Below are 25753 nucleotides of genomic sequence, written 5' to 3' on the forward strand. Positions count from 1 at the left end.
ATCTTTAACAAATTATTAAATATCAGCTTAGTAATATTATGGTGATCAATATGTAAATCCTGATCAGTCTTTCAGCGATTTTCCGGTTTTGTATATTGAACGGTTATTGTTACTTTAGCTAATAAGTACAAACCGGATGGCCGGCTTTTGGGGTATTTTATGGTTACAGATTCAATATCCGTTTCATTACAACTCACAATGATATTCAATATTCATGAAAAAACAATTTCAAAACTGGACACTCTTTTTTATTGCAGGAATCATTGCCATGATTGCCGGATTGATCGCAGCCATTGTTATGATGACTGGTCCATCTGCACCTGATGCCCTATTCGGAATGTATATTCTGTTCGGTTTAGTTCCTTTATTACTGGTGATTATCATAGACCGGATTCTGGTATGGAAATTCGGGAATAAAAGTGTGAATAAAGTTCAGTTTTCTATATTGCTGCTACTTGTGTTTTTATGGATTGTAAGATTTGTGTTGAACCTTTTTATGTAAACCAACGATTATGAAAAATCTATTTTTATTCTGTATGATAATGATTTCTGCGTTGATTTCAGCACAACCTTTTATTCTGAAATCTGTTGGTGAAGCAAAAGAGTTCAGACTGAAAATTTATTATGGAACTCAGGGTAAAGGAGCATTTGTACAGTATTCCGGGAAGAAAGAAATCATTCCTTTACAGATAAAAAGCTTTCAAGTAGATACAGATGGGAGAAGAGACGGGGAGCCGGACATTCATTATTATGTCTGGAATGAAATGATCGGAGAGAAAATCAACGGGGTCTATACACTCGAAATGATAGATGATAGTGCTTCAAACATTACCTATACCAGAGCAAAAGACGGCAGAAAGTTTACACTGGAAATGGTAGAGGGCGAAAAGTACGACGGGAGTGACAGGTATCTCCTGCATGGTGCTGTATTAGCATTTAATCATTCTTATAATAATCATTTTATCATTGTTTATCCTGATGGTAAAAAAACTGCAATAGAACTTCCGTCTCCGGATAAACCTTCTTTTGCCAGACAAAGCATCATTGAGGATTACAATTTTGATGGTTATGATGATATTGCATTTTCTGTTCCTGATGATGGAATGGGCGTTTACAGAATGTATGATATTTACTTGTATCATCCGGGCAGCAAACGTTTTGAAAAGCTTAAGGAACCGGATTATTCCCACTCAAGTTGTTCTTGTCTATGCGATGTAACTGTTGACAAAAAGAAAAAACTTTTAACAACGGGATGCAGAGGAGGAGCAAGATGGCATCAGGACCTCTACCGCTACGGTAAAAACGGGAATTTAGAATGGATTTCTACGAAAGAACAGACAGAAGAATAATGTTTCTGGTCAGCATCTGAAAACACCTTTAAAATCTATGAAATTTTAAATATCATATACTATAACTCCTTATTTATAGTGATGAAGCCTCCGTTTTTTTACGGTATTTTTAACAATCTCTTTTATGATTCGATTTTAGGTCTGATATTTGTACTGGGTAGCCAAACTAAACGGCCAATTTATTTATGAAAAACATATCTGTGAAAAAATCCTTTATTTATATCTGTTTGTGCGCTTTGTTCCTTGTTTCCTGTAAAAAGGAAATAGAGAAAATAAGTGATACTTTTAAAGATACTGTTTCTTCTTCCGAAGTTCAGGAGGCAGAAAAGGATTCTATAAAGAAAGATTCTGTTCCTGTGGTAAAAAAAGAATCTGTTCCGCCTGTGATGCAGGAAAATGGTTTTTATAATGCTTTTGTTCTTCCAAAGGATAAAAAGATGAGAGATTCCATCTACTCAGAATACAGTAAAAAATACAGTGTAGGAGAACGCACCGCTATTTTAGCATTGAACAGACTGGATTCTAAAAGTAAATGGAATGCCGATACACTGGTCGTTCCGGCCAAAATAGATACAACTTTGATGGCTTATTCGCCATTTCCGATGCAGCTGGATGTATTGAGCGGAGTGAAAAAATTTGTCATATTCTCATATCCTATTCAGGCTTTTGGGGTATATTCCAATGGAAGTCTTGTGAAATGGGGACCCACAAGTATGGGTAAAAAAGCAGCTCAGACGACCAGAGGACTTACTTTTGCCAACTGGAAAAAAGAGCTGGCTATTTCTACTGTGAGCAGCGAATGGAAGCTTCCTTATAACTTTAATATTCATAATTTAGGAGGTATCGGATGGCATGAATATACGCTTCCCGGATATCCTGCTTCACACTCATGTTTACGATTGCTGAGAAAAGATGCGAAATGGCTGTATTCTTATGCAGATACCTGGATCCTGAATCCCGGAGGTGCTACTACAAAAGCCAGAGGTACAGCTGTAATGGTATTCGGAGACTATAAGTGGGGCGGTAGAAAACCGTGGAGAAAACTTCTGGATGACCCTAATGCTAATAATATATCTGTTGAAGAATTAACTAAGCTTCTTGAACCTGAGGTTCCGAAAATGCTGAAAGAACAAAGCAATAGAGAAAAAGTAGCAGATTCCATCAAAGCGGCTAGAGCAGCAGCGACACCTATTCAGAATGAAAAGCCGGTAGAACCTCAGTCTAATTGATTTTCTTTTCAAACTGCAGAGTAGATTCTTCAGCAAACTGTCTCAATTTAAGCATTTCTTCTTTTCCTTTATGCTGCCCGAATCTTGCAGCGATATAAGTAAGAAGAATAAAAAATAACATGATAAAAGAAGCGCTCAGTGCCCAAGGGTATTCGGCGCTTTTTATTTGTTTCTCTACATAATACATCGTGAAGAAAGTCATCCAGAGAATAGAAAAAGAAAAATACAGGAACATGAAGAATGTCCACACGGCAGAACTAGGACCAAATACTCCGCGTATTGCTGTATGCTCATCTTCCATTTCTACCCGTAGAGCAAGGCGGGGCTTCCAGTAGTTATCATATTTCGTTTTCACCCAGATGGTAGCAACTTCTTTATTGATGTTGCCGGAAAACTCGTCTTTATGCTCTTCCATATATTTTTTCAGATTTTCAGCGTACTCTTCTTTGGTAAGATGAGTAAACATTTTAAACCTGGGTCTGGTTCTTATTCTGTCTAAGGTGCTTTCTTCAGTATTCATATTGTTATTCTTGATAAGGAATGGGATCTTCCAAAGCAAAACTCAATGTCATTTTTTGATTTTTTCTTTGAATAATCATATTGATATTTCTGCCTTCATTGGATTTCATGAGTTCTACTATTTTTTCCAGCGTCATATCCGCAGTACGTTCTCCATTGATGCTTAAAATTCTGTCATCTTTTTGCAGACCAGCTTTATAAGCGGGAGAATCTTTTCTTACTCCGGCAATGGAAAATATAGGTTTTAAACTGAATTTATACTGAAAAGCATCTTTATACACTTCAGTGGCTACCATGGTCGATTTTTGGGTTTCAATTTTCAGCTTGTCTTCCTGCCATTCCAGTCCGTCCTGTTTGAAATCCAGCCCACTCATGTTAAAATGAAAAGGATCATCAAAATATCTGTTTTTCTTCAAATATAGCTTTTGATTGGGATAATCAAAAATTACGGTAAATCTCCGCATAATTTCGCCGCCGATGGAACCTTTTCTGTTTTCTACTAAATTCACGTGCTGGATAGAAAATTCATCCGGCATGGCGGTAAGAGGTTTTTCAAACTTATATTTTCCAAGATAAAAATTATGAATACGGCTTCTTTTACCGTAAATATCTCCATTGAAACCGCGGCCAAGGAAATCATCAATATTAGGTCTGTTGTAAACAAAATTCTTAATAAGAGTAGGGAAGAGCCAGATAGCATCACTGTTTCCAAGATCAATCAGCAGTTTTGAATCTTTCTTTTCATTCGTCATTTCTACACCTCCATACAGGTAAGGCTTATCTTTCTCAATAGTGATTGGAAATTCCTCAAATCTTCTGGTTTTCTTTTCCAGAAGATCAGCACTTTCATACACGGTTATTTTTTTTGAGGTATAATCGATATAAATAGGATGGTCTTTAAAAAAGTGATATCCAATAACTCCGTTTACAGGAATTCCTACGTGAGGAGAAATATTAAATTCCTCATCAATAATGATATAGAGAGACATGGAAGTATTCACAATAACATCTCCTATTTTACCAATATTGCGATCAGATTTTAAACCATCAATACTTAAACTTCCTCCAAGACCTGAAAATTTCACTTTTTCAACATTGCTCAGTTTAAGTTCCTTATTTTCCAGGCTGAAAAGGATAGTTTCCGAAACTCCTGTATCCAGCAAAAAGGTAAGTTCCGCACCATTGACATTGATGGGAATAAAAATAAGATTATTAATAAACTGAAAAGGGATAACCGCTTTTTTAGTATTAATCAACTCAAAAGAATTCTGAGCATTTACAAAAATGCTTAGAAATAATCCCAGTAAAAGCAATTTAAATTTCATTTACTGAATTTACTGAATTTATCTTTATGATAAAAAAAAACATTCCAAAAGCAGGAATGTTTATATGAACTACAATGAAATAGTGTTTTTTATTGAATTTGTTTCAAATTGGATTCTTGTTATTTTGAAAAGAACTCCATCAGATCCATATAATTTTTCTGATTTACGCCATGTCCGCTCATATATTCTCTGAACGTGAAGTAACAGCTAAGATCATAAAGAAGATCAGCTGCTTTTCTTCCCCATTCAAGAGGTATCACAGCATCATCAGTACCATGTGAAATGAAGAAACGAAGTCCTTCCAGTTTCTTTTTATCTTTTACAATACCGTCCAGAATTTTCTCTTCAGGATAGCTGCTCATACATGCAACATAATTGAAAAGTTCAGGATGCTTCAATGCTAAAGCATAGCACAATATTCCTCCCTGGCTGAAGCCGCACAGATGGGCTTTACTTTCCATCAAACCATATTTATTGATAATCTTCAGCATACTTTCCAGTACCGCATCTAAAGATTCTTTTGCCTGAGGCACATCAATAAAGTTTTCAGGATCGTTGAAATTAATATCATACCAGGAATATCCTTCAAATTGAGTATCACGCGGAGCTCTGAAACTTACAATAATCCAGTCATTAGGAAGGGTTTCCCTAAAACTGAAAAGATCCTGCTCGTTACTGCCATAACCATGAAGCATAAAAAGAATGGGAGTTTGGGAAGTAATGTTTTCCGGCTCTCTTACTAGATAATCTAAATTCATACAGCAAAGATAATTAAATTACATACAGAATCTTAACTTTTATTATTCATACAATGAACTTCGGAAGGATGTGCCGTATGTTTAATGATTAATTGTTTGGAGTGTATTTTTGGACTTTAGAGGATAGTTTTTATTTTTGTTGATTTGATATTATTTGGAAATCTTTATTGGAAAATTTTCATAAAAGTTATTTTTATATTAATAAAAAACTTATATTTGAAACATTAAAAAATCTATTTGGAGAAATGAAGCAATTTTACAATTCAAAAAGTTTACTTAGACTTTCTTTTTTATTCGTTTTATTATTTTCTGTAATTACCGTTGTAAATTCTTGTAAAAAAGATGACGACGAAGAATTTAAGGATCACGTGGTTCAGTTCGAAGTGAAAACAACTGCCGGAGGAAATATTATAAGTGTTGTAACCCAGGTAGGTACAGCTCAGAATACGATCTACAATACTCCCCAGTCACCAGTGACATCACCTTGGACGAGTGGAGAATTCTTTGTGAACTCCAGCCAGGCACAGCTGAATCTTGATGCTAATGCATCAATGCCGGATGATAATTCTGAATTAACAATCACTCTTTATATAGATGGAGAAGTTGCAAGAACCGTTAAGAAAAAAGGTAAGGGTGTATTAGTTGCTTCTATCGATTACAGTTTCTTAGAGCCATAAAATTATTTTAATTATTGATATAAAGAATCCGCCTCAGTTATGAGGCGGATTTTTTTATTGTATACATATTACACAAGTATTATAGGGATTTGATATACAGTGGTTAATTTATAAAACATGATTGTAATCATGTTTTTTGTTTTTAATGTTATTTTAATATTCTATAATATTTACTAATTGGATGTATGTTTTTTATGTAGAAATATTTTTAATGAATTTTATAAATAGTGCAAAGTTTATTTCAGATTTCTATTCTATAATTATAAGTATTTTTAAAAAAAGGTCGTCTGTACTAAAATTATAAAAAGGTTGTTTTGTAGGTACCAACTTAAATATAATTTAAAAAAATGACAAAACAGAGAAAAGTATTTCAAAGATTCACAACCGTATGTTTAACACTAATAGGTTTGTTTGCTGTAGTAACTTCTTGCCATGGCGAAGAAGAAAAATATGAAGTAGCCCATAAAATAATGTTTAAGGCAGAAGCGTCTGCAGGGTCTAATATTACACATATAACTCACAATGGGAAAGGGGAGGTTAATCAAATAGATGTTAGTGGTACTACATGGATAAGTCCTGAAATTACGGAAACAAATCGATTACGTGTAGGAGAAACTGTTAATTGGACCAAAACTGTTATTGCAGATGCAATCGGTGCAAATGCTTCATCTACACTGAAAGTCCAGATTTATGTAGATGGTGTTTTGAAAAAGGAAGTGATAACAACCGGAAAAGGTCTTACGTCCAGGGCAGATTATGATGTTGAGTTTAAGGTTAATTAAACTAACTATATCACTATTAAAATAATTTAACATAAGAGTCTTATTTCAGGGCTCTTATGTTATAAAAATCAAATGATATTAATGTACTTTTTGAATAGTATTACATTATTTTTGATTAACACTATAAATTACATAAAAATGAAATGATAAAACATAAAAAAGTATTTCAAAACATCACAGCAGTATTTCTTCCTTTATTACTAGTAAGTTTATTTGTTGTAGTAACTTCTTGTAAGAATGATGAAGATGAAGTTGAAATTGAACAGAAAATAACACATAAATGGTATTATAAAGTAGAAGCATCTGAGGGAGCTACCATTACTAATATTAGCCATGAAAATCATATTTCGGGAGAAGCAAAGAATACATCTATTAATGGAATTATTGGCACTACGTGGACAAGTGGTGAATTCTCTGAAACAAGTATAGCGATTCCGAGAAAGCATAAATGGCTTATACCTATGCATATTAAGGCAAAAGCAATTGGTACAAACATTTCTTCTACATTAAAAGTGCAAATTTATGTAGATGGTGTTTTGATAAAAGAAGTAAAAGATATAGGGCTGATTCCTAACGCTGAAGCTCGTTATGAATTTAATACTAATTTAACAAAAAGGAAAGGAATACAAATCGGAGGAAGGTTATTGAAGAAAATTAAATTAAATAATGCATCTATTATAAAAAAATAATCCTGATTTCCAGGATTATTTTTTTGCTTTCTTATATATTATAGATGTTAATTTACCTTTACAATAAAGTAACTTTTCTTACCTTTTTGCAGCAATAAGAATTTACCATCGATAAGATCCGTTTCATTGGCTGTAAAAGTATCATTCACTTTTTGCTTGTTTACAGAGATTGAATTTCCTTTAATCTCTCTTTGTGCTTCGCTTTTAGACTTTAAGAATCCTGACTTTTCAGAAAGAAGATCCACAATATTCACTCCCAGAACATCTTCTTTTGCAATTTCTTTTTGAGGAACGCCATCAAAAACTTCAAGGAATGTTTCTTCGTCAAGGCTTACCAAATCTTCAGCAGTAGAACGTCCGAAAAGAATTTCAGAAGCTTTCAGTGCTTTTTCATATTCTTCTCTTCCATGTACCCAAACTGTAACCTCTTCCGCAAGTTTCTTTTGTAATTTTCTTTCGTGTGCAGCCGTTTTGTGGTCTTCAATTAAAGCCTCAATTTCTTCTTTTCCTAAGAAAGTATAGAACTTGATGAATCTTTCAGCATCTTCATCAGTAGCATTCAGCCAGAATTGGTAGAATTTGTAAGGAGATGTTTTCTTTTTATCCAGCCAATAATTTTCTCCGCTTTCAGATTTCCCAAATTTGGAACCGTCTGCTTTCGTAATCAATGGAACTGTTAAAGCAAATGCTTCACCCTGAGCTTTTCTACGGATCAATTCTGTTCCTGTAGTGATATTTCCCCACTGGTCAGAACCTCCCATCTGCAGCTTTACATTGTTGTTTTGGTATAAGTGAAGGAAATCATATCCCTGGATTAGCTGGTACGTGAATTCTGTAAAACTCATTCCATCCGCACCCGATTCTCCTGAAAATCTTTTCTTCACAGAATCTTTAGCCATCATATAATTGACCGTGATATTCTTTCCAACATTTTTAGCAAAATCAAGGAAAGAAATATTCTTCATCCAGTCGTAGTTGTTTACCAGTTCAGCTTTATTAGGCTCATTTCCTTCAAAGTTTAAGAATTTTGAAAGCTGGTTTTTTAAACAGTCCACATAATGTAAAAGAGTTTCCTCATCCAGCAGATTTCTTTCAGCAGATTTCCCGGAAGGGTCACCGATCATTCCTGTAGCACCTCCTACCAATGCAATCGGCTTGTGGCCATGCAGCTGGAAGTGCGCTAAAATTTTTATCTGGATAAGACTTCCGATATGTAAAGAATCGGCAGTAGGATCAAAACCAATATATGCAGTAGTTACCTCTTTATTCAGTTGTTCATCGGTTCCTGGCATCATATCGGCAAACAGACCACGCCATTTCAGTTCTTCTATAAAGGAATTCATTGATTTTTAACTTTAAAATTTTAAGATGCAAAGATAGTAAATTCAGAAGTATTAAGGGTAAAAAAGGAAAAGGACGATAGGGTAGGAATGTAAAATAAGAATATCATAAAAACTTTCTAGCCGGCCACTTTGAAAATAGAATAACTTAACCTTTTTACCCCTTTGTTTTTTCATCCTAAATAATCTATATTTGTTATTAATGAACGACGAACAGCTATTTCTGCTCATACAGAAGGCCAAGGATAAAGACCAGAAGGCCCAGACTAAACTCATTAATGTTTTTTGGGTGGATGTTTTCTCTTTTGTCATGAAAAAGGTAAGAGATGAAAATGATGCTGATGAAATCACGGTCAATGTTTTTTCAAAAGTTTTGTCAAAACTGGATATGTTTGATCCCCATTTTCAGTTTAAAACCTGGATTCTTACCATTGCTCAGAATACAGTAATCGATTTTTGGAGAAAAAAGAACCGTGATAATGAAGATGCCGTTGAAAATTTGGATGAAGTCAAAAATCAGTATGCAAAATCTCCGGAAGAACTTCTGATTTCCGAGGAGGAACAAAAGAAAATCATCAAAACAATAGAATCCCTGGATGCCAACTATCAGGATATTATCAAATTGAGGTTTTTTGAAGAAAAGAGCATCAAAGAAATTGCGGAAGAGCTGGGAATTTCCGTTGCCAATACCAAAGTACGGGTAATGCGTGCCAAAAAAGTCTTAGCCGAACTGTTGAAAAATAATGAGTTTGATGATAATTAAATTCAATAAATCCTATTCAATAGAAACGGGTTTTAACCCGTTTACTAAAAAATACAAATTCAAAATTGGCTTTAGCCAAAACGTAAATCTTACAATCTTAATTTAAAAATAAACTTCCTCTTTTGTTTTCGGAAGAACTATTTTTTGCTGTTTTTCCTGATTTCTGTTCTGCAGATTGATCTTTAGCCCTTTTTTAATATAGGTTTCTTTTAAAGATTTACCATATTCAGCCGTATTTTCTACTTCTTTTGAATAGTTTAATTGCCCTGTTGAAAGGTTGAAATCTACCTCTTTCCAGTAATCACCGGGTCTTCCTGAAGTTGTAGAAGTTCCTATAAGTTCAAAATGACCGTTCTGAAATCTATATTTGTCTGTAACATCCCATTTCCAGCTGCTGCCGCCATTTTGAGAAATGATCAGAATTCCTTTTTCTATTTTCGTTTCTCCATAAGGATCACCCATCATCCCTCCGCCATTGCTTTCCATAACTGCATTTATGGATTTTTCAAGAATTGTCCATGCTCCGCCGGTTTTTTTTAAAATCTGAATTTCACGGATATTTCCCATATCGGTTGTATCCTTTGTATTGTAAATAATTACTTTTTCAGGAATTTTATCACCATCAAGATCTCCATCAACCGTTTCAATGACCGTAGAACCTGCCGGCTGAAATTGTTTTTGGGCAAGACAAAATGTTCCACATACCGCGAATAAGAGGAAAAATGTTTTTCTCATAAAAATATTTTGAAGAGATAAATATACAAATGAAATTTGAATGATCAATTTCATCAATATATCCGGTTGATGGTTTCCATTAAAAAATCCTTAACTTTGAACTTCAATTTTAGAAATGGAAAATTCAGTTCAAGACACTACCGTTCAAAAACCAAAATGGATCCGCGTAAAACTTCCTACCGGAAAGAATTACAGAGAGCTGAGAACATTGGTTGATAAATATAAATTAAATACAATTTGCCAAAGCGGAAGCTGCCCGAACATGGGAGAATGTTGGGGTGAAGGTACAGCTACTTTCATGATTTTAGGAAATATCTGTACAAGAAGCTGTGGATTCTGTGGCGTAAAAACAGGAAAACCGCTTGATGTAAACTGGGACGAACCTGAAAAAGTGGCAAGATCCATCAAACTGATGAAGATCAAACATGCTGTTCTTACATCTGTGGATCGTGATGATCTGAAAGATATGGGATCTATTCTTTGGGGAGAAACAGTGAATGCTGTAAGAAGAATTTCTCCGGGAACTACGATAGAAACTCTGATTCCGGATTTCCAAGGCCTTACAAAACATCTTGACAGATTAGTAGATGTTGCTCCGGAAGTGATCTCTCACAACATGGAAACCGTAAAACGTCTGACCAGAGAAGTGAGAATCCAGGCGAAATATGAAAGAAGCCTTGAAGTATTAAGATACCTGAAAGAAGCCGGACAAAGAAGAACCAAAACAGGTGTAATGCTTGGATTAGGTGAAACTAAGGATGAGGTTTTCCAGACGATCGAAGATATCAGAAATGCCAACGTAGATGTGATTACTCTTGGGCAATATCTGCAGCCGACTAAAAAACATCTTCCGGTAAAGAAATTTATCACACCTGAAGAATTTGATGAGTTCGGAGATTTTGCAAGAAGTCTAGGTTTCAGACACGTTGAAAGTTCTCCACTAGTAAGAAGTTCTTACCACGCAGAAAAACATATTCATTAAAATACAGACCGTTCAGAAATGAACGGTTTTTTGTTTTTTAGGTGGCATGGCAGATGATAGGTAGCAGGCTATAGGGGTTAGGATCGGAGGGCAACCTTTACAATAACGGCTTCCATCATTCCCCTCCCTTAGAGGGGTGGCAAAAATTCAAAGAATTTTTGACGGGGTGGTTTATACAACACACACCAAAGAAACAATAGCAGCGGACTTTAGTCTGCTTTAACAAGTCGTATCCTTCGTAATCACCCCAATCCTCCCATTAATCTCAATCGGTCTGAAATGTTTCTTCTTAAATTCAGAAGGGGTTTCTCCTGTATGCTGTTTAAATAATTTATTAAAATAAGAAAGACTTTCGAAACCTACCTGAAAACAAACCTCCGTCACTGACTGATCTTTCAAGAGGAATATTTTAGCCTGATTGATTCTGTAATTGTTGACAAAATCTGTAAAAGTCATATTGGTCTGCTTTTTAAAGTAACGACAAAAAGCAGGAGTACTAAGACTCACGACCTTGGCAACTTCGTTTACATTAGGTTTTCTGTCGTAATTTTCGTGGATATAATCGTAGATGGTTCCCATTCTGATTTTATCATTCAAAAACCATTTGATTCTGGTATCTTCCTTGTTGAGTTCTTTTATTTCAGTGGAATTTGCCAGGATTTGCAGAATTTCGATTAATCCAACTAAAGATTCAAAAGAGTTTTTATCTTTAATAATCTGTAGTTTTTCAACAACTGTATTTTTGGTTTCTCCGAAAAATGAAAGTCCCAAATATGATCTTTCTAAAAGTGTTTTAATATTGTCAAATTCAGGAACCGGAAGGATGATATCCTGAAGAAAACTTTCCCGCATCTGCAATACAAGCTGCTTGCATTCAGTCTGAATACCATAATCAAAATTAAGATGAGGTACATTGGAACCAATCAGTAAAAGATCACTGTCTGTAAAACCCGAAATATTTTTTCCAACGTGGCGTATTCCATTCACGGCTTCTACATATACCAGTTCAATTTCCGGATGATAATGCCAGAAGAAACAGTTTTTCAGAGAAGGGGCAAATAGCTTGAATGATTTCCCTTTTTCAAACTCAATAATTTCTTTCTGGATTTTCATTTTGTCCTGATTTGATTGTTTCTGAATTTAAAATTACATAAAAAGGTTAATATGGAGCAAATTTTTATCATTCAAAGAGGTGTGAAATTCAAACTTTCTTTCGATTTTTGCACTTTCAAAATAAAGATACTCAGGTAGTCCTTTAATTTGGACGAAATTAATTCAGAAAAAGATTTAGATACAATGAAGATTGATAAAAGAATAATACCGCTTGCAATTGGTGGTTTAGGGATAGGAACTACGGAATTTACCGTAATGGGACTGTTGCCGGATATTGCTAAAACATTACAGATTACTATTCCGCAAGCCGGACATTTGATTTCTGCTTATGCAATGGGGGTGGTTATCGGGGCTCCAATTCTCATTGGCTACTCTGTGAAATTTCCGCCGAAAAAAGTTTTGATAGCTTTTATGATCCTTTTTACGTTATTTAATGGACTTTCTGCTATTGCTCCCGGATACAACAGTATGCTGGTGATCCGTTTTCTGTCCGGACTTCCTCACGGAGCATTTTTCGGAGTAGGAACGGTGGTCGCTTCAAGAATGGCTGGAAAAGGAAAAGAAGCCTTTTATATATCCATGATGTTTACAGGGCTTACGGTTGCCAATCTTGCGATGGTACCTCTGGTCACGTATATCGGGCATACCTTCCACTGGAGGCTGTATTTTGCTATTGTAGCGGTAATTGGGCTTTTTGCCATCTTATTTTTAAAACTTTGGCTTCCGGCGATGGAATCTAATCAAAATACCCATTTTATGGAAGAACTTAAATTCCTTAAAAATAAACAGTCATGGTTGGTATTGGCCATTACAGCAATAGGATTTGGTGGATTATTTACATGGTTAAGTTATATTACTCCTTTAATGACTGTTGTTGCGGGAATCAAAAGCAGCCAAATGGCTTATGTGATGGTTCTTGCCGGAGCAGGAATGGTAGTGGGAAACCTGGTTGGAGGTATTGTTTCAGACAAGTTAGGGCCTGAAAAAACCTGTGCTCTTTTGATCTTCCTGATGATGATTTCTCTTGGGGGCGTTTTCTTCCTTGCTGAATATAAAAATATTGCTCTGGTATTGACATTTATGTGTGGTGCTTTGTCCATGTCCATTGCTTCACCCATCAATATTATGATGATGAAGGCTGCTCCGAAAAGTGAAATGATGGCCGCTGCTTTTATGCAGGCTGGATTTAATATTGCCAATGCAATGGGTGCTTTCCTTGGTGGAATTCCCTTAGAATATGGTTATTCATTCAATTATCCATCGTTGGTAGGAGTGGGAATGACCTTTATTGGAGTGGTTATAAGTGTGAGATATATGTACCTGTACGGCTCAAAAAATCAAAATGAAAAAGAAGTAGCTGCAGAATGTGTATCATGTGATAAATAAAAAATAAAAATACAATAAGTATTTAAACATAAAAAGAGCCTGTTTCTCAGCGAAACAGGCTCTTTTTTATAAAATGATTTTAAGCCTCTACTTCATCTCCGTTTTTACACCAGTAGAGAGCATTGTATAAATTTTCTTTAGGAAAAGATTTAAATTCTCCCGGCATCAGGACACTGAAAATACTGGTGAAATTCTGTATTCCTGCTTTGTCTGTTACAATGGCTGCACGATTCCAATTTGCAAGGTTTTTGAATCCTAAAAGCAAATCTTCAAGCCATGCTCCTACGGTAAAATTATCCAGATCGGTATCCAAATACAATAAATAGTTGAGTTCACCGAATTGCTCTACCTTCTCTTTTACACGCGGAATTACCAATCTTTCAAAATCCTCTTTCGTTACCTCTCCCGTTGCATTAAATGCTGCAACATTCTCCGGAGCTTCTGGAATAATTGTTATCATAATGAATATTTTTTGGTGGTTTAGTTTAAAAAAATAACAATAATTACACCATTATTTGATAGATAATTGTTAAAAAAGGTATAAATATTGATATTTTAAACATAAAATATCAATATGAATTTAAAATCAAATGAACCTTTCTGGCTTTTAAAAAACGGATTATTAGCATCTTACCCTTCTTTAAAATCCAATGAAGAATGTGATGTTCTTATCGTGGGTGGAGGTATTACAGGAAGTCTGATTGCCCATCAGATGATAGAAGAAGGGTATAGCACAATTCTTATTGATAAGCGGGAGCTTTGTAACGGAAGTACTTCTGCTACGACTTCAATGCTCCAATACGAAATAGATGTTCCTTTGTATGAACTGACAGAAAAAATAGGAAAAAAAGGTGCTGTTATGAGTTATAAAGCTTGCAGTGATGCTATTGATAGGATAGAAAAGCTTTCAAAACTGACCCAATCCAATGCGGGTTTCAAACGAAAGAAATCATTGTATTTTGCTTCAAAAAAGAAGGATGTAGAATGGCTGAAGAAAGAATACGAAGCGAGAAAACAAAACGGATTTGAAGTACAGTGGCTGGAAGCAGAACAGGTTTTAGAACAATTTGAATTTGAAAATACCTATGGCGGAATTGTATCAAAACAAGGAGCCAGTATTGATGCTTTTCAGTTTGCTCATGAACTTTTTATACGTAATGTAAAGAAAGGATTGAAGATATTTGATAAGACTGAAATGGTAAAAGTAAAAGAACACAAAGGTTTTAATCTGGTTATCGTAGACAGTGGATTTGAGATTAAGGCAAAAAAAATCATTTATTGTATAGGTTATGAAAGTAGAAATTTGCTGAAAGAAAACTTCGTAAATCTGAAAAGCACTTATGCTGTTGTTTCTGAAATAGACAAAGACAAGTTTAAAAACATCAGCAGTACATTGGTTTGGAATACCGATGATCCTTATCTATACATGAGAACTACGGATGACGGAAGGCTTCTGATTGGAGGAGGGGATGAAGACTTTTATGACGCAGGAAAGCGTGATGCTATTCTGCACAAAAAAGAAAAAGAGATCCTGAAAAACCTTAATAAAATAAAACCTGAATACCATTTTTATACAGATTTTGTCTGGGCAGGAACTTTCGGTGAGACCAAAGATGGGCTTCCTTATATTGGGGAACATCAAAAATTTAAAAATTCTTTTTTTGTACTGGGCTTTGGAGGCAATGGGATCACCTTTTCAGTAGTCGGGATGGCAATGGCTTCTTTATTTATGAAGAATAAAAAACATCAATTATCAAGATATTTTAAATTTGGGAGGTAATGCTTTATTTTACCCTATTTTTTTAAATAAAAATTGTTTAGATTCCTATAAAATGATAAACTGCCTGGATAAAGCGCCATTCCAACTATGTCATTCCGTAGGAATCTAAGCTGAATTATTTGTAGGATAGAAAGATGTTCTTTTACTATAAAAGGTGTCAAATAAAATAAAAGCGGGTCTAAACCCGCTTACACTACAAACTATACCCATTCTTCTTAGCCAGTTCAACAATGGAACTTTCAATGGCTTTTCCAAGATCATCGGAATCATTGGTTCCCCGTTTTTTCATTTCGGAGTCTATATAATTCTGACGTTTTTTGGAAAGTTCCTCAATTTCCTTTTGAATTTTGTCCCGGGCTGCTGATTTGGTGGCAATTGTTTTTTGAATTTCTTCTTTACTTTTTCCTTTCAACTCGGCAGGCAGTTCACTTTCTTTAACATTGGCAATAAATCCTGCATCTTTTTCAGCTTTGTCTACTAAGTCCCAGTGATCATTTTTGTAGGCATTCTTTTTAGATTTGGCAACTGCTCTTTCCACTAAATTGGATGCTGATTGGGCTTCTGCATTTTTATCCTGAGTGATCTGCTTAAGTCTGTATTCAGAACCATGATTTCCATAATAAATATAAGTATCATTCAGCTTTGCATTACATTCGGAGATTCTGACGTCGTAAGGAGTTTCAATATAGATTACTTTTCTGTCGCTATCGATGTTGAAATATTTTCCACCTCCTAATGAAGCTCCGTTTTGCCAGAAAGTCTGGATTCCTTCCTCACGGCTACCACAGAAAATGGTGTTCACATAAATATTTTTAGCTTTTGCTTTGGAAACAATCTCTTTGTAATTTATTTTTCCCTGATCGAATGCTTCATTTCCTGCGATATAAATCAGTTTCATACTTTTCTCATTTCCATCCCAATTGAGATTGGCTGAGGCATCACGAATTACAGCACCACAATATTCACTGCCGCCATTGGTTCTTAAGGCAAATAATTTTTCAGAAACAAGATCCAGATCCTGAGTGAGGGGAGTTACCTGACGGATATAATTTTCATCACGAATTCCGTCGTTGCCGTATTCATACAGGGCAATTTCAATCTGGGGTGCTTTTCCGTTGTACTTGAGAGTGGTCAAAGTATTTACGATATTCCACAGTCTGGATTTTGCCTGATCAATCAATCCGTCCATACTATTGGAAGTATCCAGTAAAAGGGCGACTTGAATTTTATTGTCCTTTATGGTTGAATTTGCCGGAATCAATATCGTTTTTTCTACGGGTAATTCATTGTCCGTGTTACTATTGGAGCGGTTATCCGGAATATTACCGGAGCTTAATAAAGCTGTGCCTGCTGCAAGTGCTAAGATTTTTAAAGTTGTCATATTGTTATTTTTTATAAGTTGTCATTAGGGAATAGCATTTCATCGTTTATTATTTGAATTTCTAAAGTAAAATTATCCCTATTTAAGACTGGAAATCGGGAAACTTGGTGAAAGGGTAGTTTGACTTGGTGAGGTTGAAAAGGATGAAAAATAAAAAACAGCTCCCGAAGGAACTGTCTTTTTAAATCTGTTATTTTAAAGGATTTCGTACTTTGTTTTGATGCTGTATTTCAGCTTGATATTTTCAATATTATCAAAGGAGAAATCTACCGGAGCATCAGCCATTTCCATTTGAATATTGCTTGCTCTTCCTTTATAAGCTGCAGGCATGATCATATCGCTGGTGTAGTCTTCTATCTCTACAATTTCAAGCGCATTTCCAGTCTTTTTGCCCATGCTTTCCAATAAATAATCCGCTTTTTCTTTAGCCGCTTTCAGAGCGTTGATCTTTACTGCCTTTCTGAAATCTGCGATTTTAGTGCTTTTTACCTCCGCAATGTTAAGACTGCTTACCCATTTCTGATTCAGGTCTTCAAAGATTTTGCTGAGACTTGACTTTGTACTGGCTTTAAACTGATAGTTTTTAGAGAACTTAGCTGTTTTAGAATAGATATTCTGGTACATTGATTTGAACTTGATATCTTCATTCTTTACTCCAGCATTTTTTAAGGTTTCAAATAATTTCTTCTCATTATCTGCCAGATCGTTTTTGTTATCAGCTTTTATTCCGACACTGAAGATGATTTCATCCGGTTCTACTTCCATTTCGGCAACGCCGGTTACTTCAATTGCGTTTTTCTTTACTTCCTGAGCATTTACAAAACTTCCAAGAGTTAAAATTCCGATTAATAAAAAATGTTTCAATTTCATAATTTCCTGTTTTTAAATTTTTAATTCTGATGTAAAATTACGCAGACCAGCAACCGGATTCCGGGAGACTTGGTGAAATGGAGCTTTCACTTGGTGAGCCTTTGGAAAAAGAAGAACTACTTAAAAAAGACTTTATTTCTCTTTATTCTTTTTCAGATCATATTTTACGCTGAGATTCATGATATATTGTATGGCCACTTCAGGATCAGCATTATTGATGACCTTATCAAAACCGGTATAATCTGTACCGTCATAATAAAAGGTTTTTGATTTTCTCTCTTCCTTCTTTACATATCTGGTGTCATATCCATAGGTAACATTCGCACTTTCAAAAGCAGTATAATTCTGATATTGGCTTTTAGGGAAAATATATGTAAAGCCTGATGTAGCTGTAGGGGTTCCGATAATTTCCTTTTTAAAAAGTTTAAAATAGTTATCCTTCTTTTTGTCAAAAACAGCATATGCTTCCTTGAGTAAATCTTCCTGAATGGTATCAATATCATTGCTGATATAATCTACTTTGATCACATCATAAATCTGAAAATCAGAAGCTTCAGAGATCAGTTTTTCAATCATTGAGTGCTTGTTTACTGTAATAATGACATTTTTCTTGGTTTCAAATCCATCCATTTTCTGGGTGGTTACCTGTGAGTCTTTATTGATATTGTAATCATAGACTTTCGTTTGTGAAATAAAATCCACAAAAATAGCATCACTTTTGATTTCCATTGAAGATATCCTTTTGATAAAACCATTGATTCTCTTATTGATATTCTCCAGTGCAATTTTTGGAGTATCAGCCTCCTCATTCAGCCCGAGGGTAATTTTGTAACGGTCTGCAGGCTTGTTCATCAATATTTTTACACTGACAATCAGTGTGGAGTCGTTGGTGAAAAAACTATTGGTATTGTTAAATTCAGGGAGATTTCTGAGAGCGGAATAATCGGCGTTATTTCTGTCTCTGTAGATTTGGTTTCCTCCGACCTGTGCTTTTGAAAGGTTTAAAAAAGACGCAGTGATGAGACAAAATGTAAATGCTAGTTTTTTCATGATTTTTAAATTTGAATTATTTTGCCTCAAACTTAGCCTTACGGTCACAGTATCAAACACTCAACTTGGTGAAAGGGAAACTTCACTTGGTGAATAGTTTTTGAGCAGACTATATATATGTATATCTTTGTTTTATGAAAATGCTTAAACTCTTTATTCTCTTTTTACTGATGCTTTGGGGAAATACAATATCTTCCCAAACCACTAACAACAGCAGTGCTGCTGTGGAAGAAGTGCAGGTAGAAACGAAGAAGCTGAAAAAAGCAATGGATACTAAAAATGAACCTGCCCAGGCAGATTCTTATTATAATATCGGTGAAACATTTTTCAATGGCGGGAACTTTCCGAAAAGTGAAGAGTATTATACAAAAGCCAAAAAACTGTATGAAAAACTCAATGACAAACCCAATATTGAAAAATCTACCCGAAGACTAGCCCAGTCACAGGAAAAGCAGAATAAAATAACACCAGCCATCAGCAATTACAGTATGGCAGCCCAAGCGAGCTACAGTGAAAAAAGCAAAGCAGTGAATTCTAACGATGTGGCAAGGCTTTCTTCTCCTACACCCGAACTTAAAGCAGAAGCGATTCAGAATAATATCAATCTGACAAAAAAGGAAAACGAACAGGGAGATCTTGCGGAAAGTTATAGCCAGCTGGCAGATGTTAATCTGAGACAAAAAGATGTTTCCAGTGCCGAAGAAAATTTGAATACAGCGTATAAAATTTCGAAAAAAGAAGCTCCTCAACGAGCCCTTGCCATCAATCAGAAACTGGCAGATCTCTATGTGGAAAATAAGAATTTTGAGAAAGCTATTGAAGCTAAAAAGAAAGTGCTGAAAGAAGATTTTGTGAAAGAAAATTCACAGGAAAAAGTCAATCAGATTCAGGAGCTTGCGGATATTTATATTAAAAAGAATGACCCAAAAGAAGCGGTGGATCTGTTGAAAAATGCCTACGGAATTGCTTTAGACAAAGGTCATACGCTGGAAGCACAGAGAAGTGTAAAAAAACTGGACAGCCTTTATGCCATTTCAGGAAATGTAGATGCTTCCGTTCAGCTGTACAGAGACTTTTTGGGAAAACTTCCGAATCTCGTTTCCAAAGACAGAAGTCTTGTTGATAATAAAATTCTGGAAGATACGGAACAGCGAATTTCACAACTGGAAAAAGAAAAAGAGCTTAAAGACGAACTGATCAGAAAGAAAAATGTCTTTAATTATGGTCTGATTGGAGCTTTGATTCTGTTGACGGGATTAATCATTTTCATTTTCAGAACACTGAAAAAGGTTCAGACGAAAAATAAGAAGATTGCCCTTCAGTCGTTGCGCAGAGAGATGAATCCTCATTTTATTTTCAACAGTTTAAATAGTGTCAATCACTTTATCGCAACCAATAATGAACTGGAAGCGAATCAGTATCTGACAAAATTCTCCAAGCTGATGCGCGGTGTGATGGAAAACTCTGCTGAAGATTTTATCCCTTTTCAACAGGAGCTGGATCTTCTCCAGAATTATCTTGCTTTGGAAAAAACACGTTTTGCAGATAAATTCGATTATGAAATTGAAGTAGATGAAAATCTGAATATGCAAAATCTGCAGGTTCCGGGAATGCTTATACAACCGTTTCTGGAAAATGCGGTCTGGCACGGACTCCGTTACAGAACGGACAAAGGGTTTTTAAAATTAAGCTTTGTGAAGAATGAATCTCATCTGAAGATTCTCATCGAAGACAACGGAATAGGAATCGCAGAAAGTAAAAAACAGAAAACCCAGCATCAAAAGGCCAGAGAAGGCAGGGGAATGAAAAATACGCTGGAAAGAATTCAGCTTTTGAATGATCTGTATAAAAAAGATATCACCTGCTCCGTTAAAGATAAGGAAAATAGCAGTGGTGTTTTGGTAACCATTCACATCAATCTGAAGTAATTGAATTCAAATTGATCTGTGTTTTTATTTGATATACTTTTTCTTTAAAACAGAAAAATTCTTTTTGATATAGTCCAGTTCATAATGGGTAGGAATGATTTCAGCTCCCGAACGGTTAATAAAGCCATAAGTTCCAGTTATATTTTTCACAAGTGCCAGATCATCAGAGTATTCACCAAATTTATTAATCTTAGAATATACCGGCTGTACGATAATTTTCCCTCTTTTATCTGAAATTCCATAGGTTCCGGAATTGGTTTTTGTAAGTCTCCAGTTATTGTTGATCTTACTGATATCATCTCTTTCTGATATTTTCATCTGTGAAAAAGAAAAGCTGAATACACTTATACAGAAAAGAATAAGAAGTTTTGATTTCATCTTGTTTTGGGTTTAAAATGATTATAGTTTTAGGAAAACCTAAATTAATAAAATATTATAAAAGCTCCATAAATACATAAAAATTTAAGTTTTACAATGCCTTTTAGCTTTTATCTGCTACCTGCTACCTAAAAACCTGTAACCATTTTGAAAAAGTTATTGTCTTATTAGATAAAAACATAACCCAAAATGATTACTCCTAATAAAACAGCCAGACTCGCGGGATTTTTTTATCTCATTGTTATCCTAACCGGATTGTTCAGTTTAATGTACGTTCCGTCAAAACTAATTGTATGGGAAAATCCTGTACTGACTTTTCAAAATATTTCTTCCTCAGTTCAGTTATTCAGGCTGAGTATCGCCAGCAGTATTATCTGTTATATCGCTTTCACATTACTTCCTTTAACATTGTATCAGCTGTTGAAAGATATCAATGAAAACTATGCAAAGCTGATGGTTATTCTCGCTCTCATCAGTATTCCTATCTCCATTATCAACCTCCAAAACAAATTCTCTGTTCTTACTATTATTGAAGGAACAGATTATTTAAAAGCGTTTGATGCAAAGCAGCTGCAGAGCCAAATAATGTTTTTGCTGAGCACTTATAACAAAGGATTTTTAATTGCGCAGGTCTTCTGGGGGTTATGGCTTTTTCCCTTTGGATATCTGGTCTATAAATCTGGTTTTTTGCCAAAGATTTTAGGAATTTTATTAATGCTGGGATGTTTTGGATATCTGATCAATGTCTTTGGAAGAATTGGGATACCTCATTTTTCAGACTATTCAATATCAAATTATATCACGTTACCGGCAACAATAGGAGAAATAGGAATCTGCCTTTGGCTGCTGCTGGCTGGATCACGAAATAGAAATGTCAATCAAAATTAAAAATCATAATTATGAGCAATTCTACAAAATTTGAAGATGTACAGATTAATGTGAAAATTATACTGGCTGGTCTTTGGGCTTCAGTTACTTTATGCTATCTGTATGGTGATTATTTCGAGCTTTATACTCCTGGAAAGGCACGCGGTCTGGTGGAAGGAACCAATTTATTAGATTCTCCATCGAAATTGTTTCTTGCTTCAGCCGTTCTGGCTATTCCAGCGATGATGGTATTTCTTTCTCTGATCCTGAAACCAGTGGCCAACAGGATTCTCAATATCATCTTTGGTATATTTTTTACTTTGATTATGGTGTTTATCGGTATTACTTCCTTTTCAGATTGGTATTTATTTTATGTTTTCCTTGCAATAGTAGAATGTATGATGACAATACTGATCGTAAAATACGCCTGGTGCTGGAAAAAAGTATAGCCTTTATTCACGCATGGCTTGGGTGAGATTGTAGAGTTGGTTAAATATTACTAATTTGCATCTGCAACCTACACACTGCCACCTAATATCTATTCAAATGAAAATAAAAGCCGTAATTGTAGACGATGAACTCATAGCAAGAGAAGTTTTATGTAGTTATCTTACTAAGTATTGTCCGCAGGTAGAAATTTTGGGCGAAGCTGAGAACATTAAAGATGCCGTTCCGTTGATTGCTGAACACCAGCCACAACTGGTCTTTCTGGATGTAGAAATGCCTTTTGGAAATGCTTTTGATGTTCTGGAAGCTACGAAAGATTTTTCCTATGAAACTATTTTCATTACTGCATTTTCTCAATATTCTTTACAGGCTTTAAACAAGTCAGCAAGTTATTATATTTTAAAACCTATTGATATTCAGGAATTGATTTTGGCGGTCAATAAAGTGGCTGAAAGTCTTGAGAAAAAAGATGAACTCAATCGAAACAAAATCCTTCTTGAAAACCTGAAATTAAAACCGGAAAAGCAGCAGTTAATTTTGCCAACTTTACAAGGATTCGATGTTGTAAAGACCGAAGATATCGTAAGACTTCAGGCGGATGGAAACTTTACACAGATATACCTTACAGATGGCTCAAAGAAGATGGTGTGCCGTTTTCTGAAACACTTTGATGACCTGTTGGAAAGCCCTTTTGTGAGAGTTCACCGTTCCCATATTATCAATACAGGTTTTGTAAAATCTTATCATAAAAGCGGAACCGTCATGTTGGCTGATGATACGGAAATTGAGGTTTCTGGAAGCTTTAAAGATAATTTCCTGAAAGTATTTTCATAGAATTTATTGTATCTTTAACAGGCTTAAGGCATTATTTTTGAAGTTTTTATAATAACCACCAAAATATTCCTGTCATGAAAACCATTCATAAAATTATACTTCCCGTTTCCCTGGGAGCATTGGGTCTTATCGTGTTCAATTCCTATTCTGTAAGAATTCCCAGAGGAGCGTCTGCCGTGAAGAATTTTGATCTTAAAAAATACCTTGGCAGATGGTATGAGATAGCCCGTTTTGATTACAGGTTCGAAAAAAATATGGATAACGTTACCGCAGAATATACAGAAAATCCGGATGGAACAGTTCAGGTCAGAAATAAAGGGTACGATTACGTTAAAAAAGTATGGAACGAATCCATCGGGGAAGCAAAATTTGTAAAAGATCTTACTGAAGCGCGTCTTAAAGTTTCATTTTTTAAACCTATATGGGCTGGTTATAATGTCATAGATATTGATGAAGACTATCAATATGCTCTCGTAGCAGGAAGCAGTTTAAAATATTTGTGGATTCTTTCCCGTACCACTAACATTCCGGAAAGTATTCGTCAGCGTTTTATTCAGAAAGCCAAAAAAATCGGTTATAATACCGATGAACTGATCTGGGTAAAGCATAATTAATAAAAAATGAAGAAAGTTGATAAGCTAATTTGCCCTATCAACTTTCTTCATCTCAAGCTTTTAGTTTTTAATATATTCTTTCCATTCTCCAAAACGGTGATCAATAACCTGTTTCATAAGATCATAGTTTTCGTAGGTGTCTTCGATGTGATAGAATGTTTCGTATTCGTAATCGTTTTCTTCTGCTTTGCCATCGAAAAGATTTACGTAATCATCAGCAAATGAACTGTGTCTGTTTCCGAAGTCGGTATCATCAGCATAATAATCCTTTGCAAAAAGATTTCCCAGTTCATTCAGGTCATATTCAGAAAATTTCCCGTCATAGGAATCCATAATGAATTCAGCACCGGTAATTTCTCTTCGTTTTACTTTTTCTATTTCCTCTGCAACATCTTCCTTCAGTTCTTCGGAGATCAAATCGTTATGAATGCACCAGTTCAGGAACATTCCCGTGTGTGTTGCTCCATTTTTCTGAGGAAGTCCTTCCGGAAAATCACCACCATAATGCCATGAAGCATCATCATATTTAGACATAATTCTTATTGTAGTTTTTAGATAATTTCGTCAAAAATAGAAAAAATCAATTTATATTGCCCCAGCCACAGAATTTTCCGTCATTTGCATAGAATTTTTTTCAACAAAAAAACATATGGAAAAAGCTGTTCTGATTACTATCGGTGATGAAATCCTTTCCGGAAACACGGTAGATACCAATTCTAATTTTATTGCCACGGAACTTAAAAATATAGGAATAAAAGTTATTCAGATTCTTACCATCTCAGACGAAATTGAAACCATTAAGAATGCATTAAGCACAGCCTTTGAAACTGGGGACTTAGTGATTACAACTGGTGGACTGGGACCAACGAGAGATGATAAAACCAAAAAAGCACTGGCGGAATATTTTAATGATGAAATTGCTTTGGATGAGGTGACCTTCAACCATCTTAAAGGCTATATGGAAAGAAGAGGACGAGCAGATATCCTGGAGAGGAACAAAGAACAGGCTTTTGTACCTACAAAGTCCGTCGTTTTTCAAAACCATTACGGAACGGCTCCATGTATGATGATGGAACAGGACGGAAAATTGTGCTATAGCCTTCCGGGGGTTCCTTATGAGGTGAAGCCGCTTATCAAAGATCAGATTATTCCTTATTTACAGCAAAGATTCAAGCTTCATTATATCCATACCAGAATTGTTTCTGTGGTAGGTATTCCTGAAAGCATTCTTGCAGACAAAATTGAAGAATGGGAACTGGCACTTCCAGAAAATATTGCCCTGTCTTATCTTCCGGTTGGAACGCGTGTAAAGCTTCGTCTGACGGCTTCCGGGGAAAATGAAGAACAGTTGAAACAAATAACGGAAGAAGAAATCCAGAAATTGCTTCCTCTGGTAGAAGGTCATGTGATCGCAGTATCTGAAGATAAAATTGAAAATATTCTTGCAGAAATGCTTACCGAAAGAAAGTTGACGATTTCGACTGCAGAAAGTTGTACAGGAGGAGAATTGGCAAAAATGATCACTTCAGTTTCTGGCAGCTCAAAATATTTCCTTGGCGGAATAGTAGCGTATACGACAGACAAAAAGATTAAAATTTTAAATGTTTCTAAAGAAACCGTAGATGAGTTCACCGTAGTGAGTGAACAGGTAGCACAGGAAATGGCCAAAGGATGTCAGCAATTATTTGAAACTCATATTTCCCTCTCTACAACAGGCGTTGCAGGACCAGGAAAAGGCGAAGATGGTAAAGATGTTGGAACGGTTTACTATACCATCAGGATTAATGATCAGGAAGTAACCTCAAAATTATACATGCCCCATCTGGAAAGAGTAGACTTTATGGATTTTGTTTCTCAAAAAGTAATTCAGGATTTGGTAGGTCTTCTTGTAAACAGTTAACTATAATACGTTATTTTTAATTTTTTTTTAATTATTTTTAGTATAGTTTTTCACACT

Annotated in this window: 28 protein-coding genes; 16 read left to right on the top strand and 12 right to left on the bottom strand. The window is 35.2% G+C overall.

Features of this window, described 5'->3' with window-relative positions; all coding sequences use genetic code 11:
• The first annotated feature begins 214 nt into the window (after window positions 1–214).
• The 3 genes from LKL37_RS00525 to LKL37_RS00535 all read left to right on the top strand — a co-directional run bounded on the left by LKL37_RS00525 (window position 215) and on the right by LKL37_RS00535 (window position 2578).
• Entirely contained in the window at window positions 215–502 is a 288-nt protein-coding gene (locus LKL37_RS00525; protein WP_431608639.1) for a hypothetical protein, read from the top strand.
• Window positions 503–512: 10 nt separating this feature from the next.
• Window positions 513–1349: an XAC2610-related protein gene (locus LKL37_RS00530; protein WP_431608640.1), complete on the top strand. Its 837-nt coding sequence runs from the start codon at window positions 513–515 to the stop codon at window positions 1347–1349.
• A 185-nt stretch (window positions 1350–1534) separates the two neighbouring features.
• A complete protein-coding gene (locus tag LKL37_RS00535) occupies window positions 1535–2578 on the top strand; it encodes a L,D-transpeptidase (protein ID WP_431608641.1) in 1044 nt (347 codons plus the stop codon).
• Here the strand turns inward: LKL37_RS00535 and LKL37_RS00540 are convergent.
• The 3 genes from LKL37_RS00540 to LKL37_RS00550 all read right to left on the bottom strand — a co-directional run bounded on the left by LKL37_RS00540 (window position 2571) and on the right by LKL37_RS00550 (window position 5180).
• The gene (locus tag LKL37_RS00540) at window positions 2571–3098 is read right to left on the bottom strand and encodes a hypothetical protein (RefSeq protein ID WP_431608642.1); all 528 of its coding nucleotides are present in this window, start codon (window positions 3096–3098) and stop codon (window positions 2571–2573) included. The two genes, LKL37_RS00535 and LKL37_RS00540, sit on opposite strands and share 8 nt — an antisense overlap.
• Window positions 3099–3102: 4 nt before the next feature.
• Window positions 3103–4422 carry a PDZ domain-containing protein gene (locus tag LKL37_RS00545; RefSeq protein ID WP_431608643.1) on the bottom strand — a complete coding sequence of 440 codons (1320 nt, stop codon included), beginning with the start codon at window positions 4420–4422 and terminating at the stop codon, window positions 3103–3105.
• Between the two features lie 119 nt (window positions 4423–4541).
• Entirely contained in the window at window positions 4542–5180 is a 639-nt protein-coding gene (locus LKL37_RS00550; protein WP_431608644.1) for an alpha/beta hydrolase, read from the bottom strand.
• Window positions 5181–5425: 245 nt separating this feature from the next.
• Between LKL37_RS00550 and LKL37_RS00555 the strand changes: the two genes are divergently transcribed.
• The 3 genes from LKL37_RS00555 (at window position 5426) to LKL37_RS00565 (ending at window position 7328) form a co-directional block, all read left to right on the top strand.
• Window positions 5426–5857, top strand: a complete 432-nt coding sequence (locus LKL37_RS00555; protein ID WP_228413676.1) for a hypothetical protein — start codon at window positions 5426–5428, stop codon at window positions 5855–5857.
• A 347-nt stretch (window positions 5858–6204) separates the two neighbouring features.
• Window positions 6205–6639 carry a hypothetical protein gene (locus LKL37_RS00560; RefSeq protein ID WP_431608645.1) on the top strand — a complete coding sequence of 145 codons (435 nt, stop codon included), beginning with the start codon at window positions 6205–6207 and terminating at the stop codon, window positions 6637–6639.
• Between the two features lie 143 nt (window positions 6640–6782).
• On the top strand, window positions 6783–7328 hold the full coding sequence (locus LKL37_RS00565) for a hypothetical protein (protein ID WP_431608646.1): 546 nt from the start codon (window positions 6783–6785) through the stop codon (window positions 7326–7328).
• Window positions 7329–7375: 47 nt separating this feature from the next.
• On the opposite strand, the gene tyrS is transcribed toward LKL37_RS00565, so the two are convergent.
• Window positions 7376–8671, bottom strand: a complete 1296-nt coding sequence (gene tyrS / locus LKL37_RS00570) for a tyrosine--tRNA ligase (protein WP_431608647.1) — start codon at window positions 8669–8671, stop codon at window positions 7376–7378.
• A gap of 199 nt (window positions 8672–8870) precedes the next feature.
• Between tyrS and LKL37_RS00575 the strand changes: the two genes are divergently transcribed.
• Window positions 8871–9431 (top strand): RNA polymerase sigma factor, encoded by a 561-nt coding sequence (locus LKL37_RS00575; RefSeq protein ID WP_149388260.1) that lies wholly within the window; start codon window positions 8871–8873, stop codon window positions 9429–9431.
• A 102-nt stretch (window positions 9432–9533) separates the two neighbouring features.
• On the opposite strand, the gene LKL37_RS00580 is transcribed toward LKL37_RS00575, so the two are convergent.
• The gene (locus tag LKL37_RS00580) at window positions 9534–10166 is read right to left on the bottom strand and encodes a hypothetical protein (protein ID WP_431608648.1); all 633 of its coding nucleotides are present in this window, start codon (window positions 10164–10166) and stop codon (window positions 9534–9536) included.
• Window positions 10167–10281: 115 nt separating this feature from the next.
• Here LKL37_RS00580 and lipA point away from each other — a divergent pair, with 115 nt between their 5' ends.
• A complete protein-coding gene (gene lipA, locus LKL37_RS00585; protein WP_431608649.1) occupies window positions 10282–11148 on the top strand; it encodes a lipoyl synthase in 867 nt (288 codons plus the stop codon).
• 219 nt (window positions 11149–11367) lie between these two features.
• On the opposite strand, the gene LKL37_RS00590 is transcribed toward lipA, so the two are convergent.
• Window positions 11368–12261 carry an AraC family transcriptional regulator gene (locus tag LKL37_RS00590; protein WP_431608650.1) on the bottom strand — a complete coding sequence of 298 codons (894 nt, stop codon included), beginning with the start codon at window positions 12259–12261 and terminating at the stop codon, window positions 11368–11370.
• Between the two features lie 183 nt (window positions 12262–12444).
• Between LKL37_RS00590 and LKL37_RS00595 the strand changes: the two genes are divergently transcribed.
• A complete protein-coding gene (locus tag LKL37_RS00595) occupies window positions 12445–13647 on the top strand; it encodes an MFS transporter (RefSeq protein WP_431608651.1) in 1203 nt (400 codons plus the stop codon).
• A gap of 79 nt (window positions 13648–13726) precedes the next feature.
• Here LKL37_RS00595 and LKL37_RS00600 read toward each other — a convergent pair whose 3' ends face one another.
• The gene (locus tag LKL37_RS00600) at window positions 13727–14107 is read right to left on the bottom strand and encodes an STAS/SEC14 domain-containing protein (RefSeq protein ID WP_431608652.1); all 381 of its coding nucleotides are present in this window, start codon (window positions 14105–14107) and stop codon (window positions 13727–13729) included.
• Window positions 14108–14221: 114 nt separating this feature from the next.
• On the opposite strand from LKL37_RS00600, the gene LKL37_RS00605 reads away from it, so the two are divergent.
• Window positions 14222–15427: an NAD(P)/FAD-dependent oxidoreductase gene (locus tag LKL37_RS00605; protein ID WP_431608653.1), complete on the top strand. Its 1206-nt coding sequence runs from the start codon at window positions 14222–14224 to the stop codon at window positions 15425–15427.
• A gap of 193 nt (window positions 15428–15620) precedes the next feature.
• On the opposite strand, the gene LKL37_RS00610 is transcribed toward LKL37_RS00605, so the two are convergent.
• The 3 genes from LKL37_RS00610 to LKL37_RS00620 all read right to left on the bottom strand — a co-directional run bounded on the left by LKL37_RS00610 (window position 15621) and on the right by LKL37_RS00620 (window position 18728).
• Window positions 15621–16808 carry a VWA domain-containing protein gene (locus tag LKL37_RS00610; protein WP_431608654.1) on the bottom strand — a complete coding sequence of 396 codons (1188 nt, stop codon included), beginning with the start codon at window positions 16806–16808 and terminating at the stop codon, window positions 15621–15623.
• A gap of 195 nt (window positions 16809–17003) precedes the next feature.
• Window positions 17004–17678 carry an SIMPL domain-containing protein gene (locus tag LKL37_RS00615; RefSeq protein ID WP_431608655.1) on the bottom strand — a complete coding sequence of 225 codons (675 nt, stop codon included), beginning with the start codon at window positions 17676–17678 and terminating at the stop codon, window positions 17004–17006.
• A gap of 132 nt (window positions 17679–17810) precedes the next feature.
• Window positions 17811–18728: an SIMPL domain-containing protein gene (locus tag LKL37_RS00620; RefSeq protein WP_431608656.1), complete on the bottom strand. Its 918-nt coding sequence runs from the start codon at window positions 18726–18728 to the stop codon at window positions 17811–17813.
• Window positions 18729–18868: 140 nt separating this feature from the next.
• Here LKL37_RS00620 and LKL37_RS00625 point away from each other — a divergent pair, with 140 nt between their 5' ends.
• Window positions 18869–20656, top strand: a complete 1788-nt coding sequence (locus LKL37_RS00625) for a tetratricopeptide repeat-containing sensor histidine kinase (RefSeq protein WP_431608657.1) — start codon at window positions 18869–18871, stop codon at window positions 20654–20656.
• A 24-nt stretch (window positions 20657–20680) separates the two neighbouring features.
• On the opposite strand, the gene LKL37_RS00630 is transcribed toward LKL37_RS00625, so the two are convergent.
• Complete coding sequence (locus LKL37_RS00630; protein WP_431608658.1) at window positions 20681–21034, bottom strand: WG repeat-containing protein; 354 nt, start codon at window positions 21032–21034, stop codon at window positions 20681–20683.
• A gap of 189 nt (window positions 21035–21223) precedes the next feature.
• Between LKL37_RS00630 and LKL37_RS00635 the strand changes: the two genes are divergently transcribed.
• The 4 genes from LKL37_RS00635 (at window position 21224) to LKL37_RS00650 (ending at window position 23796) form a co-directional block, all read left to right on the top strand.
• Window positions 21224–21922 carry a DUF4386 domain-containing protein gene (locus tag LKL37_RS00635; RefSeq protein WP_431608659.1) on the top strand — a complete coding sequence of 233 codons (699 nt, stop codon included), beginning with the start codon at window positions 21224–21226 and terminating at the stop codon, window positions 21920–21922.
• 11 nt (window positions 21923–21933) lie between these two features.
• Window positions 21934–22350 carry a DUF6326 family protein gene (locus LKL37_RS00640; protein ID WP_431608660.1) on the top strand — a complete coding sequence of 139 codons (417 nt, stop codon included), beginning with the start codon at window positions 21934–21936 and terminating at the stop codon, window positions 22348–22350.
• 97 nt (window positions 22351–22447) lie between these two features.
• Window positions 22448–23182 (top strand): LytR/AlgR family response regulator transcription factor, encoded by a 735-nt coding sequence (locus LKL37_RS00645; protein WP_431608661.1) that lies wholly within the window; start codon window positions 22448–22450, stop codon window positions 23180–23182.
• 74 nt (window positions 23183–23256) lie between these two features.
• Entirely contained in the window at window positions 23257–23796 is a 540-nt protein-coding gene (locus LKL37_RS00650; protein WP_407845887.1) for a lipocalin family protein, read from the top strand.
• Between the two features lie 60 nt (window positions 23797–23856).
• Here LKL37_RS00650 and LKL37_RS00655 read toward each other — a convergent pair whose 3' ends face one another.
• Complete coding sequence (locus LKL37_RS00655) at window positions 23857–24330, bottom strand: hypothetical protein (protein ID WP_431608662.1); 474 nt, start codon at window positions 24328–24330, stop codon at window positions 23857–23859.
• A 115-nt stretch (window positions 24331–24445) separates the two neighbouring features.
• Between LKL37_RS00655 and LKL37_RS00660 the strand changes: the two genes are divergently transcribed.
• The gene (locus tag LKL37_RS00660; protein WP_431608664.1) at window positions 24446–25696 is read left to right on the top strand and encodes a CinA family nicotinamide mononucleotide deamidase-related protein; all 1251 of its coding nucleotides are present in this window, start codon (window positions 24446–24448) and stop codon (window positions 25694–25696) included.
• Window positions 25697–25753: the final 57 nt, after the last annotated feature.

Source organism: Chryseobacterium sp. 'Rf worker isolate 10', from assembly GCF_050753305.1.
Classification (GTDB): Bacteria; Bacteroidota; Bacteroidia; order Flavobacteriales; family Weeksellaceae; genus Chryseobacterium.